Origin of the sequence: Blautia intestinihominis (assembly GCF_040096655.1) — a bacterium.
Taxonomy (GTDB): domain Bacteria; phylum Bacillota; class Clostridia; order Lachnospirales; family Lachnospiraceae; genus Blautia_A; species Blautia_A intestinihominis.
In genome coordinates, this window is sequence record NZ_JBBMEI010000010.1 from 20,540 (window position 1) to 36,185 (window position 15,646).

At 46.5% G+C, this 15,646-nt stretch carries 12 protein-coding genes; 5 read left to right on the plus strand and 7 right to left on the minus strand.

From position 1 onward, the window contains the following. The 3 genes from larE (at position 1) to WMO75_RS04840 (ending at position 2,967) form a co-directional block, all read left to right on the plus strand. Positions 1-828 carry an ATP-dependent sacrificial sulfur transferase LarE gene (gene larE / locus WMO75_RS04830; RefSeq protein ID WP_118252352.1) on the plus strand — a complete coding sequence of 276 codons (828 nt, stop codon included), beginning with the start codon at positions 1-3 and terminating at the stop codon, positions 826-828. Next, positions 829-1,587 carry a tRNA threonylcarbamoyladenosine dehydratase gene (locus WMO75_RS04835; protein WP_022215517.1) on the plus strand — a complete coding sequence of 253 codons (759 nt, stop codon included), beginning with the start codon at positions 829-831 and terminating at the stop codon, positions 1,585-1,587. 66 nt (positions 1,588-1,653) lie between these two features. Then, positions 1,654-2,967 (plus strand): hypothetical protein, encoded by a 1,314-nt coding sequence (locus WMO75_RS04840; protein WP_303223302.1) that lies wholly within the window; start codon positions 1,654-1,656, stop codon positions 2,965-2,967. Positions 2,968-3,058: 91 nt separating this feature from the next. Here WMO75_RS04840 and pyk read toward each other — a convergent pair whose 3' ends face one another. The 7 genes from pyk to WMO75_RS04875 all read right to left on the minus strand — a co-directional run bounded on the left by pyk (position 3,059) and on the right by WMO75_RS04875 (position 11,932). Next, positions 3,059-4,483: a pyruvate kinase gene (gene pyk, locus WMO75_RS04845; RefSeq protein ID WP_118699122.1), complete on the minus strand. Its 1,425-nt coding sequence runs from the start codon at positions 4,481-4,483 to the stop codon at positions 3,059-3,061. 159 nt (positions 4,484-4,642) lie between these two features. After that, positions 4,643-5,938: a chloride channel protein gene (locus tag WMO75_RS04850; RefSeq protein WP_118699121.1), complete on the minus strand. Its 1,296-nt coding sequence runs from the start codon at positions 5,936-5,938 to the stop codon at positions 4,643-4,645. Positions 5,939-6,049: 111 nt separating this feature from the next. Beyond that, on the minus strand, positions 6,050-8,605 hold the full coding sequence (locus WMO75_RS04855) for a heavy metal translocating P-type ATPase (RefSeq protein ID WP_349077709.1): 2,556 nt from the start codon (positions 8,603-8,605) through the stop codon (positions 6,050-6,052). Between the two features lie 13 nt (positions 8,606-8,618). Further along, positions 8,619-8,987 carry a heavy-metal-associated domain-containing protein gene (locus WMO75_RS04860; RefSeq protein WP_022215512.1) on the minus strand — a complete coding sequence of 123 codons (369 nt, stop codon included), beginning with the start codon at positions 8,985-8,987 and terminating at the stop codon, positions 8,619-8,621. Positions 8,988-9,060: 73 nt separating this feature from the next. Beyond that, on the minus strand, positions 9,061-9,390 hold the full coding sequence (locus WMO75_RS04865) for a metal-sensing transcriptional repressor (protein ID WP_022215511.1): 330 nt from the start codon (positions 9,388-9,390) through the stop codon (positions 9,061-9,063). Positions 9,391-9,984: 594 nt separating this feature from the next. After that, positions 9,985-11,313, minus strand: coding sequence for an MATE family efflux transporter (locus WMO75_RS04870; RefSeq protein WP_118252346.1), 1,329 nt, complete (start codon positions 11,311-11,313; stop codon positions 9,985-9,987). Between the two features lie 160 nt (positions 11,314-11,473). After that, positions 11,474-11,932: a potassium channel family protein gene (locus tag WMO75_RS04875; RefSeq protein ID WP_303223300.1), complete on the minus strand. Its 459-nt coding sequence runs from the start codon at positions 11,930-11,932 to the stop codon at positions 11,474-11,476. A gap of 246 nt (positions 11,933-12,178) precedes the next feature. Here WMO75_RS04875 and WMO75_RS04880 point away from each other — a divergent pair, with 246 nt between their 5' ends. Both WMO75_RS04880 and WMO75_RS04885 read left to right on the plus strand, forming a co-directional pair. Further along, positions 12,179-13,084 carry an AEC family transporter gene (locus WMO75_RS04880; protein ID WP_303223299.1) on the plus strand — a complete coding sequence of 302 codons (906 nt, stop codon included), beginning with the start codon at positions 12,179-12,181 and terminating at the stop codon, positions 13,082-13,084. Positions 13,085-13,194: 110 nt separating this feature from the next. Then, positions 13,195-15,645 carry a methyltransferase domain-containing protein gene (locus WMO75_RS04885; RefSeq protein ID WP_303223298.1) on the plus strand — a complete coding sequence of 817 codons (2,451 nt, stop codon included), beginning with the start codon at positions 13,195-13,197 and terminating at the stop codon, positions 15,643-15,645. The last annotated feature ends 1 nt before the right edge of the window (position 15,646 follow it).

Genomic DNA, 15,646 nt, shown 5'->3' on the forward strand with positions numbered 1-15,646 from the left:
ATGAATATCCATGATAAATATAAAGTATTACAGCAGAATCTGAAAGCAATGGGAAGTGTTGCAGTTGCTTTTTCAAGCGGTGTGGATTCTACTTTCCTGCTGAAAGCAGCGCTGGAAGCTCTTGGAGGAGAGAATGTGATCGCAGTTACCGCAAGTTCCTGTTCTTTCCCGGAGAGAGAACTGAAGGAAGCGAAAGAGTTCTGTGAGAAAAACGGCGTGCGTCATATCGTCTGTAAATCTGAGGAGCTGGATATCGACGGTTTCCGCCAGAATCCGAAGAACCGCTGCTATCTCTGCAAGCATGAACTCTTTGAGAAAATCTGGGAGATTGCCCGTGAAAATGGCATGAATGCAGTTGCTGAGGGTTCCAATATGGACGACAATGGCGACTACCGTCCAGGTCTGATCGCGGTCAAGGAACTTGGCGTCAGCAGCCCGCTTCGTCAGGCAGAACTTTATAAAGAAGAAATCCGCGAACTTTCCAAAGAAATGGGACTTCCGACCTGGGACAAACAGTCCTTTGCCTGTCTTTCCTCACGTTTTGTCTACGGTGAGACCATCAGTGAGAAAAAACTCGGCATGGTAGACAAGGCAGAGCAGCTTCTTCTGGACATGGGATTCCATCAGGTGCGCGTCCGCATCCACGGAAACATCGCCAGAATCGAAGTCCTTCCAGACGAGATCACCAAAATTGTCGAGGAAGGCAACAGAACAAAAATTGCAAACCAGCTCAAAGAGTATGGTTTTGACTATGTAACTCTCGATCTTCTGGGCTACCGTACCGGAAGTATGAATGAAACACTGGATGAAAAAGAAAAGGAGATATAAATGTTAAATCAGTTTTCCAGAACAGAACTGTTATTTGGTAAAGAAGCCATGGAGAAACTGGCGGACTCCAGAGTTGCCGTTTTTGGAATCGGTGGAGTCGGCGGTTATACCGTAGAGGCACTTGTGCGAAGTGGAGTTGGTAAACTTGATCTGATCGATGATGACAAAGTCTGCCTCACCAACTTGAACCGTCAGATCATCGCCACCAGAAGCACTGTCGGCAAATACAAAGTCGATGTTATGAAAGACCGCATCCTCGACATCAACCCAAAGGCAGAAGTTAATGTCCACAAATGCTTCTACCTTCCAGAAACCAAGGATGAGTTTGACTTTTCCCAATATGATTATGTTGTAGATGCAGTAGATACCGTAACTGCAAAGATCCAGCTCGTCATGGAAGCTAAAGAAGCCGGCGTTCCGATCATCAGCAGTATGGGAGCCGGAAATAAACTCGACCCGACTGCTTTTCAGGTAGCAGACATCTACAAAACATCCGTCTGCCCTCTGGCAAAAGTTATGCGTCGTGAACTCAAAAAACGTGGAATTAAGAAGCTCAAAGTGGTATACTCTCAGGAGAAGCCAATCCGCCCGATTGAGGACATGTCTATCAGCTGCCGTACACACTGCATCTGCCCTCCGGGCGCAGCACATAAATGCACAGAGCGTCGTGATATTCCAGGTTCCACAGCCTTTGTTCCGTCCGTAGTCGGACTGATCATCGCAGGAGAAGTGATCAAAGACCTGGCAGGGAAAAACTAAAAAAGGATTTGATGATAAGATAAAATCATCATATGGAACGTATTTCAGACAGAGGAGGGGCAGTACATGAAAAGAAAAGCAGCAGCACTTGCATTGACAGTTGCGATGACAATGGCAGTCAGCGGAAGCGTTTATGCAGAACCGAAGTCAACAGAAGTAGAACCAGGTATCACTGGAAATCCTGAGGAGTCAGAAGCGAGATCTTCTGTGGCGGATGGCTGTGAGACAGGGAAGCATTCATGGACGGAATGGACAGTAACGATCCCGGCAGACTGTGTAACTGAGGGTCAGCAGACACGGAGCTGTGAGGAGTGTGGAATATCAGAAACAGCGTCCATACCAAAAACAAAGGAACATGATCTGAAAGAAATCTCACGTCAGGAAGCCACCGACGATAAGGATGGTTTTATCCTCTATGCGTGCAAGAGGAATGGTTGCGATTATCAGATGAAGGAAGTTATTCCGGCGAAAGCAGCATCTGATCCGGAAGATACAGACGAAAATAAAGATGGCGAAGAGAAAGATCCGGAGAAGGAAAACACTGTGGATTCTGATACAAAGAATGAAAGTAAATCTGAAGAAAATTTCAAAGATGAAACGAAAAATGATGGTATCGGTGGCAGCGATACAAAGGAACTTCCAGACGAAGATATCGACGAAGAATATGCAAGTTTTGCATACGCGACATCTTCAGAAGTAGTAGCAGAATATGACCCGGAAACGGCAGTCAGCACACGCAAAATCACGAATCCGACAGACCCTTCTGACACGGAAGAAGTGGAAGGAAGAGCAGTTTCAGAAGGCATTGTGGATGTCAAAAAAGACTCCGATGGAAACATCACAGACCTTGCAATTTCTACTTCTGTTGAGGAGATAAAACATGGATTTTCGTTCAGCAGTGAGAGTAAAACTCTGCATTCCATTGCGATCATCAACAGCAAAGTTCCGGGCGTAAACTGGATCACTTTGACTGCGAAGGAACCGGTATCCGAACTTGGAATCCGTCTGAAACAGACAGATGACGGAATGATAATGACGCTCACAGAAAATCAGAAACTGGTCAATATCATCAGGATCACAGAAGCCAAAAAGAAGATCACAATGACCACTTCCACTGGTGGAAGCTGCGAGATCAGTCAGGAGATCCAGAAGTTTACAGTCAGAGATAAGAACAAAAACTTCACGGATATAGATATGAATGAAGTTGTTTTTCATAGAATAGACGGGAAGAATCCGCACATAGAACTGGCTGCACTGAAAGAATTAAAGAAAGAAAAAACATCCCAGGATACGGCAAAGAAAGATGAGAAATACTACTGGATCCAGCAGTATGACGATGAATCCCAGACACCTGTCGTGATCACTGTATATGAGAAATAATATTGTTAAATTAATCACAGAATAAGTAAAAAAACAGGTCATTATCCTCATTTTCGAGGATAATGACCTTGGCTTTTTTTGTATACAATTCTTAGTATTCGCCAACAACGGTTGCTTTGAGCAGATTGGTATTACCGGAACGTCCAAGCGGAACACCGACAGTAAGAACAACAACATCGCCTTCTTTGACGTAGCCGTTTTCTTCGGCTGCCTCTGTAGCGTGAAGGAGAAGGATCTCCATGCTGTATTCTTCTTTGGTCAGGAGTGGAGTAACACCCCAAACCAGATTCAGCTGACGCCAGATGCGTTCATCCGGAGTGCATGCAATGATTGGGCATCCTGGACGATATTTGGAAACCATACGTGCAGTATTGCCGGAACGGGTAACTGCAATGATGGCCTTGGCATTCAGGTCGATCGCTGTCATGCAGGTAGCATGAGAGATTGCTGTGGTTACGTTTGTAGCGTGCTCCTTGGTGCGGAAACTGAACTGCTGATTAAAGTCAATGTCAGCTTCTGTACGAACTGCGATTTTGACCATAGTCTTGAGTGCTTCTACAGGATATTTACCTGCAGCAGTTTCACCGGAAAGCATGATCGCACTTGTTCCCTGATAGATCGCGTTGGCAACGTCTGTGGTCTCTGCACGTGTCGGACGCGGGTTTTTGATCATGGAATCCAGCATCTGAGTAGCTGTGATAACCTGTTTTCCAGCAGTGTATACTTTGGCAATGATATCCTTCTGGATAACCGGAACATCCTCAAGCGGGATCTCAACACCCATGTCACCACGGGCGATCATGATACCGTCAGCTACCTCAATGATGCTGTCGATGTTGTCAACACCCTGCTGGTTCTCGATCTTGGCGATGATCTTGATGTCCTGTCCACCGTTTTTCTCAAGGATATCACGGATTTCTTTGACATCGGCTGCTGTTCTGGTGAAAGAAGCGGCAATGAAATCATAGCCTTCTTTGATACCAAACAGGATATCGTCGTGATCCTTAGGGCTGATGAATGGCATGTTTACTTCTACACCAGGAAGGTTGACACCTTTCTTATTGCCGAGAACACCACCGTTTACTACTTTACAGACAATGTCCTGACCTTTGATCTTCTTAACTTCAAGTCCGATCAGACCGTCATCGATCAGAATGCTGTTGCCAGGTTTGACATCCTTATATAATTCTTTATAGGTAACGGAAACGATCTTCTCATTTCCCATGATCTCTTCTGTGGTTAAGGTGAATTCCTGACCTTCCTTCAGAGTAACCTTTTCATTTTCAAATTCGCGGATACGAATTTCAGGACCTTTTGTATCGAGAAGCGCAGCTACCGGTTTACCAAGACGTGTACGAATTTCTTTTAATTTATCAATACGGCCTTTCTGTTCATCGTGTAAACCATGAGAGAAGTTGAAACGTGCTACGTTCAGACCTTCTTTAACAAGTTCTTCCAGAACACCGTCTTTATCAGTAGACGGACCAAGGGTACAGATAATTTTTGTTTTGCGCATAAATTTCCTCCTACTTTTCTTTACCTAAAAAACACACCTTTATTCTAACACATAATTTTTAATGTACAAGTAAAGATTTAGCAAAATAAAACGTTAATTTTATAACATTTTTGCCTCTGAATTATAGAAAAAATGCATTAAAAATCGTCGTACCAGGGATTAAAACCTGGTATGACGATTGATGTATTTGGCTTTGTATTTAGAATATACAATTGTCTGATCTTTATACAGTCCATAGTATCCGGAAACGGCATAACTGATGGAGACAGCGATCAGATAATAGGAAACTCCACGGAATCCAAACAGCTCGAATGCGATCAGGATCGAGGTGATCGGGCAGTTGGTAACACCACAGAAAAGAGCCGTCATGCCTGCGGCTGCACACAAGGATGGAGAAAGCCCGAGAAGTTGTCCCATAAGGCATCCGAAGGTGGCTCCGATGCAGAAAGAAGGGACGATCTCGCCGCCGCGAAAACCGGCACGCATAGTCAGGGCAGTAAGGATTATCTTCCACAAAAAGTCCAGTGGACGAGTCTGATCTTCCTCTACCGCGAGTTCAATAAGGTTGTTTCCGGCACCCATGTAATCAGTCGTATGAAGCAGAAGAGTGATCACAATAATGACTGCACTTGCCGCCACGATGCGGACATATGGATTAGGAAGATACCTGGTATAAAGCCTGCTGACACCCTGAAGAACCATGCAGAAAATGATGCTGACTGCGGCACATGCGACTGCGATGATGACCATTTTGCCGCCTGTTATGACGGACAATTCAGGGATATTTACAACATGAAATGACTCAGGATTGATGCCAAAACCGGCAGCGAATTCCGATGCGATCAGGGATGAGATCACGCAGGGAACAAGTGCCGCATAGTACATAACTCCGACACTGATAACCTCCATTGCGAATACAGCAGCCGCCATCGGCGTGCCAAAAACAGCAGCAAAAGCAGCACTCATGCCGCACATGACCATGACATGACGGTCTTCTTCATCGAGCCGGAACCAGCTTCCAAGCTGATTTCCAATGCTTCCGCCAAGCTGGATCGCAGCACCTTCACGACCAGCAGAACCACCCACAAGGTGGGTAAGGATCGTAGAAACAAAGATCAGTGGAGCAGAGCGAAAAGGCACATCATCCTGAGAGCGGATCGTAGAGAGTACCTGATTCGTACCGCCATCCTCGCGTCCAAATTTCTGATAAAGAAATACGATCACCAAACCGGATACCGGCAGCAGGAAAAAGATCCATGTGTTTTCTGCCCGGTAATTTGTGACAAATTTGAGTGCCCTCGCAAAAAGGCTGCTGATAAAGCCGACGGTCAGGCCGGTCAGTACTGCGAGGACCAGCCATTTGATAAGATTCGTCATATCATAGCGGATGTGTCCGAGATAATAATCCAGATCTTTAGTCTCTTCTGGATTATTTTTGTCCTGTGTGTTGTTCATAAGTTCCCCCCGTAAAGTAAAAAATAATTTATGACATGCAACAAACGGTTCCGAAATAGTATGCGGAACCGTCTGATGTTTGAAATATGATGATTATAAATTTGTAAGATTTTATTCCTGTGTAATTCCGGTTACTTCGTATCCGGCATCTTTGATCGTCTGGCGGATCTTGTCCTCATCAACCTTCTCCGGTGCTGTAAAAACGGTTGTGTTGCTTTCGTGAGAAGATACGACCTCCTCTACACCGAATGCTTTCTTAATTGCTTCATTTACGTGTGCTTCGCAGTGTCCGCACATCATTCCCTCAACATTAACTGTAACTTTTACCATAGCTTTTTGCTCCTTTTCTTTTATATTATAATCATTTTTTACCTCAATGGAAGTAGCTTGTTTGATTTTTTTGTCCTTTTTTGTGTCGTGGATCTTAAACAGGTTCAAACGCAGGGCGTTGGTGACAACGCAGAAGCTGGAAAGGCTCATTGCGGCGGCACCGAACATCGGATTCAGTGTCCATCCGAAGATCGGGATCCATACACCAGCAGCCAGCGGAATGCCGATCACATTGTAGAAAAATGCCCAGAAAAGATTTTCGTGGATATTTTTCAATGTGGCACGGCTGAGACGGACAGCGGCAGGAACATCGCTTAAACGGCTCTTCATCAGAACGACATCAGCTGCGTCGATCGCAATGTCTGTTCCGGCACCGATCGCGATTCCGATATCTGCGCGTGTGAGGGCAGGAGCATCGTTGATACCGTCGCCGACCATGGCAACTTTGCCCTGTTCTTTGAGGGAACGGATCACGCTTTCCTTGCCGTCAGGGAGAACGCCTGCGATGACATCGTCCACGCCTGCCTGGGCACCGATCGCTCTTGCGGTACGCTCATTGTCACCGGTCAGCATGACAACACGGATTCCCATATTCTGGAGTTCTTTGACTGCCTGCGGGCTGTCTTCTTTGATGACGTCAGCGACAGCGATGATGCCGGCCAGCTTGCCATTGCGGGCAAAAAGGAGGGGAGTTTTTCCTTCTTCTGCAAGCTTTTCTGCCTTCTGGGAGAGTGCGGCAGGAACGCTTACCTGGCTGCTGATAAATTTCATGCTTCCACCGATCAGAGTTTCATTATCAAGCACAGCAGAAAGTCCATTTCCCGGAAGAGCGTGGAAATCGGTGACTTCCGGTGCTGTGAGATGAAGGCTTTCGGCGTGGCCAAGGATCGCTTTGGCAAGAGGATGCTCGCTCTTTTTTTCCAGGGCAAATGCCATGGTGAGGAGTTCCTGTTCAGAAATCCCATCTGCCGGGAGCAGATCTGTCACTTCCGGCTGACCACTGGTGATCGTACCGGTTTTGTCCAGGGCAACGATCTGGACTTTGCCTGCTTCTTCAAGAGAAACAGCGGTTTTGAACAGGATACCGTTCTTGGCACCCATTCCGTTGCCGACCATGATCGCTACCGGAGTGGCAAGTCCGAGCGCGCATGGACAACTGATAACGAGAACGGAAATTCCGCGGGCAAGTGCATAGCCGAATTCATGTCCGGTCAGAAGCCAGACAAGCGTGGTGAGAATCGCGATTGTGATGACTGTCGGCACAAAAACACCGGAAACACGGTCTGCGATCTTGGCGATCGGAGCTTTGGTAGCAGCTGCGTCACTTACCATTTTGATGATCTGGGAGAGGGTAGTGTCCTCGCCGACGCGGGTTGCTTCACATTTGATAAATCCGGACTGGTTGACAGTAGCAGCAGAAACAAGATCTCCGGCGGCTTTGTCAACCGGGATGCTTTCGCCTGTAAGGGCAGATTCGTTGACAGCACTGGTTCCCTCGACGATCACACCATCAACCGGGATGTTTTCTCCTGGGCGGACCACAAAGATGTCTCCTTTGTGGACCTGTTCGATCGGGACAGTAGTTTCCTGACCGTCGCGGAGAACGACAGCGGTCTTTGGCGCGAGTTTCATGAGGCTCTTGAGAGCGTCAGTGGTTTTTCCCTTGGAACGGGCTTCAAGCATTTTGCCAACGGTGATCAGGGTCAGGATCATTGCCGCGGATTCGAAGTAAAAATCCATCATGTAGTTCATGACAGCGGCAGAATCGCCGTCGACCTGAGCTCTTGTCATGGCGAAGAGTGCGTAGACACTCCATACAAAAGATGCCATGGAACCGAGGGCAACGAGTGTGTCCATGTTCGGGGCACGATGCCACAGGCTCTTGAATCCGCTGATGAAAAATTTCTGGTTGATGACCATGATGATTCCGGCAAGCAGAAGCTGCACAAGACCCATTGCGATATGGTTGTCATTAAACCATGCAGGCAGCGGCCAGCCCCACATCATATGTCCCATGGAGAAGTACATCAGCACGAGCAAAAATCCGACGGAAGCGATCAGACGACGCTTGAGGATCGGTGTCTCGTGATCCTCGAGGGCTTCTTCGGCTTCAGATATGGAAACCTGTTCCTTATTGGCTCCCTTGAGGGATGCGCCGTAACCTGCCTGTTCTACGGCATTGATAATATCATGGGGGGAAGCCGTTCCTTCCACACCCATGGAGTTTGTCAGAAGGCTGACAGAGCAGGATGTGACTCCCGGCACTTTGGATACAGCCTTCTCCACACGGGTGCTGCAGGCAGCGCAGCTCATACCGGTGACGTTGTATTGTTCCATTGTGTGCCTCCTCTTATGAAATGCTCAGGCATGTAAAGCCTGCTTTTTTTACTGCTTCGCGAAGGTCGCCGTCAGAAATGGAACGGTCATAGGAAACAGTTGCGATTTCTTTTTTTAGATCAACTTCTGCAACGACTCCGTCGATCTCGTTGAGAGCATTGGTTACAGAATCCACGCAGTGCTGGCAATGCATGCCTTCGATGCGGATCGTCCTGGTTCCAAGAACAGGGCCGTCCAGGAATTTTCTCTTCGGTTTCTTGGAACTTCCATCGCCGCCTCCGCAGCAGAGAGAGTCTCCCTTAAAATGTCCGGCAGCCTTGCGCGCTGCAAAGACCATAGCGACAATGACAATAAGTAAAATAATGATATCAGCTGGTTTCATGATTTTTCTTCCTCCTTAAATACTTTGTCTTTGTGTTTGTTGAGTTTCTTTTCTGTGATTTTTACAGTTACAGTTATTTCATCAGTTTCTGCAGAGTTGCAACCAGCTCGTCGATCGTTTCATCCTTACCGGCACGGATATCACGTGCCACACAGGTACGGATGTGATTCGCAAGAAGCTCTTTATTAAAAGAGTTGACAGCGGCATTGACAGCAGCGGACTGGATCAGGATGTCATTACAATAAGCATCATTCTCCAACATCCCTATGATTCCCCGAATCTGCCCCTCGATACGCTTCAGCCGATTCACCAGCTTCTTCCTCTCCGCCTCCGACCGATCCGTATGCTTCGTACAACAACAGGAACAGACAGGAGTCTTCGTCACATCATTATTATTCTCCATAGACCAACTTCCTTTCTAAAATATACTCAAAATACATATCCAAAATACCCTCACGGGGTATGTTTACTATGCCTGTAATATATACCCCATGAGGGTATTTGTCAAGAGAAAATAAAAAAAGATGACCTAAATGCAAGAAAGCTACAGACAGATCATCCAAAATAAAAAGAAAAATAGACCAGGATATAACAAAACTACAATTAAGTCATCGGAAATGCAAAGAAAAGTAGACCAGAACAAGAGAAAGCCGCAAGCAAGTCATCGGAAATTCAAGGAAAAGTAGACCAAAACAAGAGAAAGCCGCAAGCGAGTTATCAGAACCACAAAGAAAAGTAGACCAGAACATGGGAAAGTCGCAATTAAGTCATCAGAACCACAAAAAAGACCAAACCGCGTTACAGGCAAATCAATTCCCACCAATAGTATGGACCCACACAGCATCACCTTCCCCATAAAACAACCAGGGTCTCCACCAAAGCTCAAAAAAAGCCTAGGGGTGCCTGAGGGGGACGGGCCACGTCCCCTCGGTCCTAACCTCGCCCAGGCGAGCAAAAAAGGAAACAAGAAACCAAAAAAACAACGGGGCACGGGGAATCACACCCCGATAACCTTCTGGCTGATGAAGAAAGCCACCCCAGCGGTCAGCGCCTCCGCAATCCAAAACGCATGCCATACCCCCACAGCCCCCAAGATGCGGCTAAGGATAAAAGCCGCAGGAAGAATTATGATCAAATACCGACACAGCGAAACAACAAGAGAAGCAGTCCCCCTTCCAAGTCCTTCCAGCGCACCACATGCCGTAACAGACACAGAAGAAACCAGAAATCCCGCACATATAATACGAAGAGCCGTTTTTCCGGCAGCAATTGTCTCCGGATTCGTAGTAAACATTCCCATAAGCTGCCCCGGAACAGTCAGACAGATGATGGTTCCAACAAGCATGATCACACCACTCATACAAAGCGTAACATAGTAGATTTTTTTCACTCTTTTGTGCTCTCCGGCACCATAATTATATCCTATCACAGGACGCATTCCCTGCACGATCCCGCTCGCCGGAAGATAGAGAAACGTCTGCAGTTTATAGTAGATTCCAAGAATTACCACATAACTCTGAGAGTAGGCCGCAAGGAGTCCGTTCAATGCAGAAACAAGCACAGATGGAAGCGCAAGATTCAGTGCTCCCGGAATGCCAACAGAGTATAATCTTGCGATCAGAGCTTTGTCCGGATGTAAATATTTCCGGCTTAATCTGACCTGGAGAGGCTGTATTTTGTAGACGATCAAATAGAAAACAAGATTGAATACCTGCCCCAGACCAGTTGCGATCGCAGCACCTTCAATCCCCATTGCAGGGAACGGTCCGATACCAAAGATCAGCAGCGGATCAAGTATAATATTGGAAACACAGCCGACCATAAGCCCGATCATAGTAACCTTCATTTTGCCCACACCCTGGAAGATTTTTTCGTAGGAAAGGTTAGTAGTGTTTATAGTTGCAAACAGAAAAACGATCGTGGAATACCGGATTCCAAGGTCGATAACATCTGCGTCAGAAGTAAAAAGCACCAGAAATCCCGGCATCACAAGGATGCATCCGATCGTCAGAAGAACACCGTGCAGGGCAGATAATGCAAGCCCATGAGTCGCTGCTTTGCTGGCAGTTTCTTTGTTTCCGGCACCAAGACAGATCGCAATCTGAGCACTGATCCCGATCCCAAATCCGATCGCGATCGCATTCGCAAAGTTCTGGATCGGATAGACAAGCGACAGCGCAGTCATCGCATTTTCACTGATCTGTGCCACGAAAAAGCTGTCCACAATGTTGTACAGAGAATTCACAAGCATAGAGATCACCATAGGCAGAGCCATCGACAAAATCAGCGGGAAAACCGGTTTTTCTTTCATAAATGTGTCATTCATAATAAGCCTCCTTTATAAAATTTAAAACATAAAAAACGCCGCACAATCACCCCGAAGGATAATTGTGTGGCGAAAAATGGTTTAGCCAGAAAAATCCACACTATGTTTTGGACGAAAGAATTGTAGCATGAGAACCAGAAAAACGTCAATAGCAGATTTGTTAAATCTCCAGATCATCCGCATTTGCCATATACGTCTGCGTATAAAGCACGACCGTATCGCCCTTTGGAACAAGGATCCTGTGATTTCGCTGGATCACGGCGATGATAATACGCTCCGGCATGTTCAGTTCCATGATCCTGTGATTCACCCATTGATCATTTTCGGTGAGGCGGATGCGGATAAAATGCACATCTTCTTCCTGACCATATTCCCCGATCCGTTTAAGTCTCGAATACTGGTCGACAAATCCTGCAGAAATGATACCGGTGGGGATCGCAACCATGCCGACACCAAGAAATGCAATAAAAATACCAAAAATCTTGCCGATCGTGGTGACAGGATAAATATCACCATAGCCTACAGTGAGCAGGGTGGAAGCAGCCCACCAGATCCCGGAAAATGCATTCGTAAAAACCTCCGGCTGCGCCCGGTTTCCCAGACTGTATTCATTATGCAAAATTCCTCCCATTACTTGAAAATATTGTACCGGAAACCAGGAAATGCGTCAACGGTACAGACAGTTTCAGACAGAAAAACATTCAAAAACCGTGTAGAATATCACGTTTTTTGTACATAACCGTAAACATATACCAGTCCTTCTTGCGGTACATACTTCAATGTGCTACACTCAAAAAATGCCAAAAATAATCACAGAAAAAGTGATATTGTTATAAGGAAAAAAGGCACTTAGAGGAGAAAAAATATGAAAACACTGCTGACACTGCAGCTCACGATCTTTATTCTGGTAGCTGTAGGATTTTTAATGAAAAAGATACATATCATCGGTCCGCAGGGGCAGAAGAACATCAATGATCTGGTCATCTATCTGATCCTGCCATGCAACATCCTCCATGCATTTACCCAGAGTGCAACGGATGGAGATTTCAGCAATTATCTGGCGATTCTTTTTATCTCGATCGGTATTCAGGTATTCTGTGTTATCTATGGAAAAGTCATGTTCCGAAAAGAATCCGAAGACCGTCGGAAGTGCCTGCAGTACGGAACTATCTGCTCAAACGCAGGATTTCTTGGAAACCCGATCGCGGAAGGCGTTTACGGAATAGAAGGACTGGCTCTCGCCAGCGTGTACCTGATCCCGCAGAGAATCATGATGTGGTCTTCCGGTCTGGCTGTTTTTTCCGGAAGCAGCGATAAGATGAAAACGGTGAAAAAAGTCGTCACACATCCATGCATTCTGGCATGTGTACTTGGAATGATCCTGATGATCACAGGACTTCCAATCCCGCCAGGACTCGACGGTGCGGTGACTGCTGTCGGAAACTGTAATACGGCAATGTCGATGATGGTCATTGGAATGATCCTTGCAGATATCAATCTCAAAGATTTCTGGGACTGGACAGTTGTGAAATACACAGTTCACAGACTTATTATCATTCCGGCGATCGTTTATATCGTCTGCCGTTTCCTGCCTCTGAGCAAAACGGTCCTGGGACTGTGTGTACTCCTTGCAGCAATGCCGGCAGGTGCAACGACCAGTATCCTCGCAGAAAAATACCAGGTCGATTCTCCATTTGCGACAAAAATGGTCATCTTCTCAACCTTGTTATCCCTTCCGACTATCTGTCTGTGGAGCATTTTTCTCCAGTAAAAACATATTTGTCAAATTTCTGACAAAACATCCCCCCTCCCGGCTTGTAGGAGGGGTGTTTTTTTTATATACTTAAAAAATAACATTTTATACGGAAAAGAGAACAAATCATGAGCGATCTTAAAAACGAAATCCATGACTACTGGACCAACCGGGCCAGAGGTTATTCAGAATATAATCAGCAGGAAATGGCAGATGCCAGACAGACCATGTGGAGGGAGAAACTCCTCGATCTACTGGGAAAACAGTTCCCGGAGCGCGAACCAAAAGAGATTAAAATCCTTGATGTCGGAACCGGCCCGGGATTTTTTGCAATCCTTCTCGCAGAAGCCGGCTATCAGGTGACGGCGATCGACTATACAGAAGAAATGCTCAAGGAAGCACAGCAGAATGCCGGTGGATTAGCGGAGTGTATTGTGTGGAAAACCGGCGACGCACAGGCTCTTGATGTGGAAAACAACAGCTTTGATGCCATTGTAACCAGAAATGTAACATGGAATCTTCCACGTCCGGACCTCGCATATAAAGAATGGCTGCGTGTGCTCAAACCAGGCGGTATGCTTTATAACTTTGATGCAGACTGGTACGGTCATCTTTATAATGAAGAAAAGCGAAACAGCTATGAGAAAGACCGGCAGCAGACAGAAGAACAAAACGTGGAGGACTATTACAGCGGAACTGACATCGAAAAGATGGAAGAGATTGCCCGCCAGGTTCCATTAAGTCGTCTGGAACGTCCGAAGTGGGATATCGAAACTATGCAGAAAACAGGATTTCTTGATGTTTCCTGCGATGAAGCGGTCTGGAAAGAAGTCTGGACAGAAGAAGAGATCATCAATAACAGCACTTCTCCGATCTTCCTCCTGACAGGAAGAAAGAGAGATTCTTTTAATCTCAAAAATATAACAGTGGAGCCGGGTGAGAAGTGGAATGGAGAATTAGAACTTGCAAACGGCGAGATCAAACTTCCGGCGACTGTCCTGCACGGACATGGTACAGGAAAGACCATGCTGATCACAGCAGGTGTTCATGCCGGAGAATATGTCGGGATCCAGGCAGCGATCGAATTGTCCCAGAAACTCAAAATTGAAAAAGTAACAGGCACGATCATCATTGTCAAAGTCATGAACCGACCTGCATTTGAGGCCCGTAACGGCAGTATGGGACTGACTGATGACAAAAATCTCAACCGCGAATTTCCGGGAGACCCGCAGGGAACAGAAATGGAGCGCCTTGCATGGGCAGTGTCTCAGGAACTTCAGCCGGTGACAGATTATTACATCGATCTCCACAGTGGAGATGACTATGAGAAATTAACACCGTATGTCTATTATGCAGGAATGGCAGCAGAAGAAGTTGTCGCAGAATCCCGTAAAATGGCAGAACAGGTCGATGTTCCATACATGGTAAAATCCAACGTGGCGTCCGGCGGTTCCTACAACTATGCGGCTTCACAGGGAATTCCGAGTATTCTGATTGAACGTGGCGGAATGGGCGACTGGAATTACGAAGAAGTCCGCTCTACCAGAAGAGATGTCCGCAATATCCTGTGCCATATGGGAATCTATCAGGGAATCAAGGATTTCAGGACATACTATCCGCTGGATGTGGCAGATGTCCGCTATCAGGATGCAGAGGAAAGCGGTCTCTGGTATCCATTCAAAAAAGTCGGCGACATGATCCAGGAAGGCGATATCCTTGGAGAAGTCCGTGACTATGAGGGAAAAGTCAAAGAAGTCAGCATCGCAGAGTTCGACGGCGTTCTTCTCTATCAGTGCGGCACGCTGCAGGTACTTGGCAATGGACCGATGGTCGCCTACGGAAGAATCGTGAGCCGCTACGACGAGCGCAAGGAAAAAATCGTAAAATACTGGGAAAAACGAAGCGACAGTTTTCTGGAGCAGAGAAGACAGGAACTTCACAGCACCATGGCAGAACGCTGGATGAAAGAAATCAATACACAGCTTCCGGAGGGAAAAAATCTCAAGATTCTCGATGTGGGCTGTGGAGCAGGATTTTTCACTATCCTTCTTGCAAAAGCAGGCCATCAGGTGACTGGAATCGACCTGACACCGGATATGATCAAAAACGCCCGCATCCTTGCAGAAGAAGAGGGCGTAAATTGCGAATTTACAGTTATGGATGCAGAGAATCCAGAATTCCCGGATGACACCTTTGATGTGATCATTTCCAGAAATCTGACCTGGACATTGCCGCATGTGCGTCACGCATATCAGGAGTGGCTTCGCGTCCTCAAAAAAGGCGGTGTACTGCTTAATTTTGATGCAAACTACGGAATCACAGACTTCTCAAATGTGGAAGACCTTCCGGAAAATCATGCACATAACACACTCGGAAATGACATGATGCGCGAGTGCGAGGAGATCAAACGTCAGCTTCCGATCAGTTCCTACAGCCGTCCGGCATGGGATCTGGAAACCCTGGGATCTATGGATCTTAAAGATTTCCGGGTAGACTTAGGAATCAGCAGCAGGATCTATCTTGAAAAAGACGAATTTTATAATCCGACTCCGCTGTTTATGCTGCGGACAGTTAAATGAC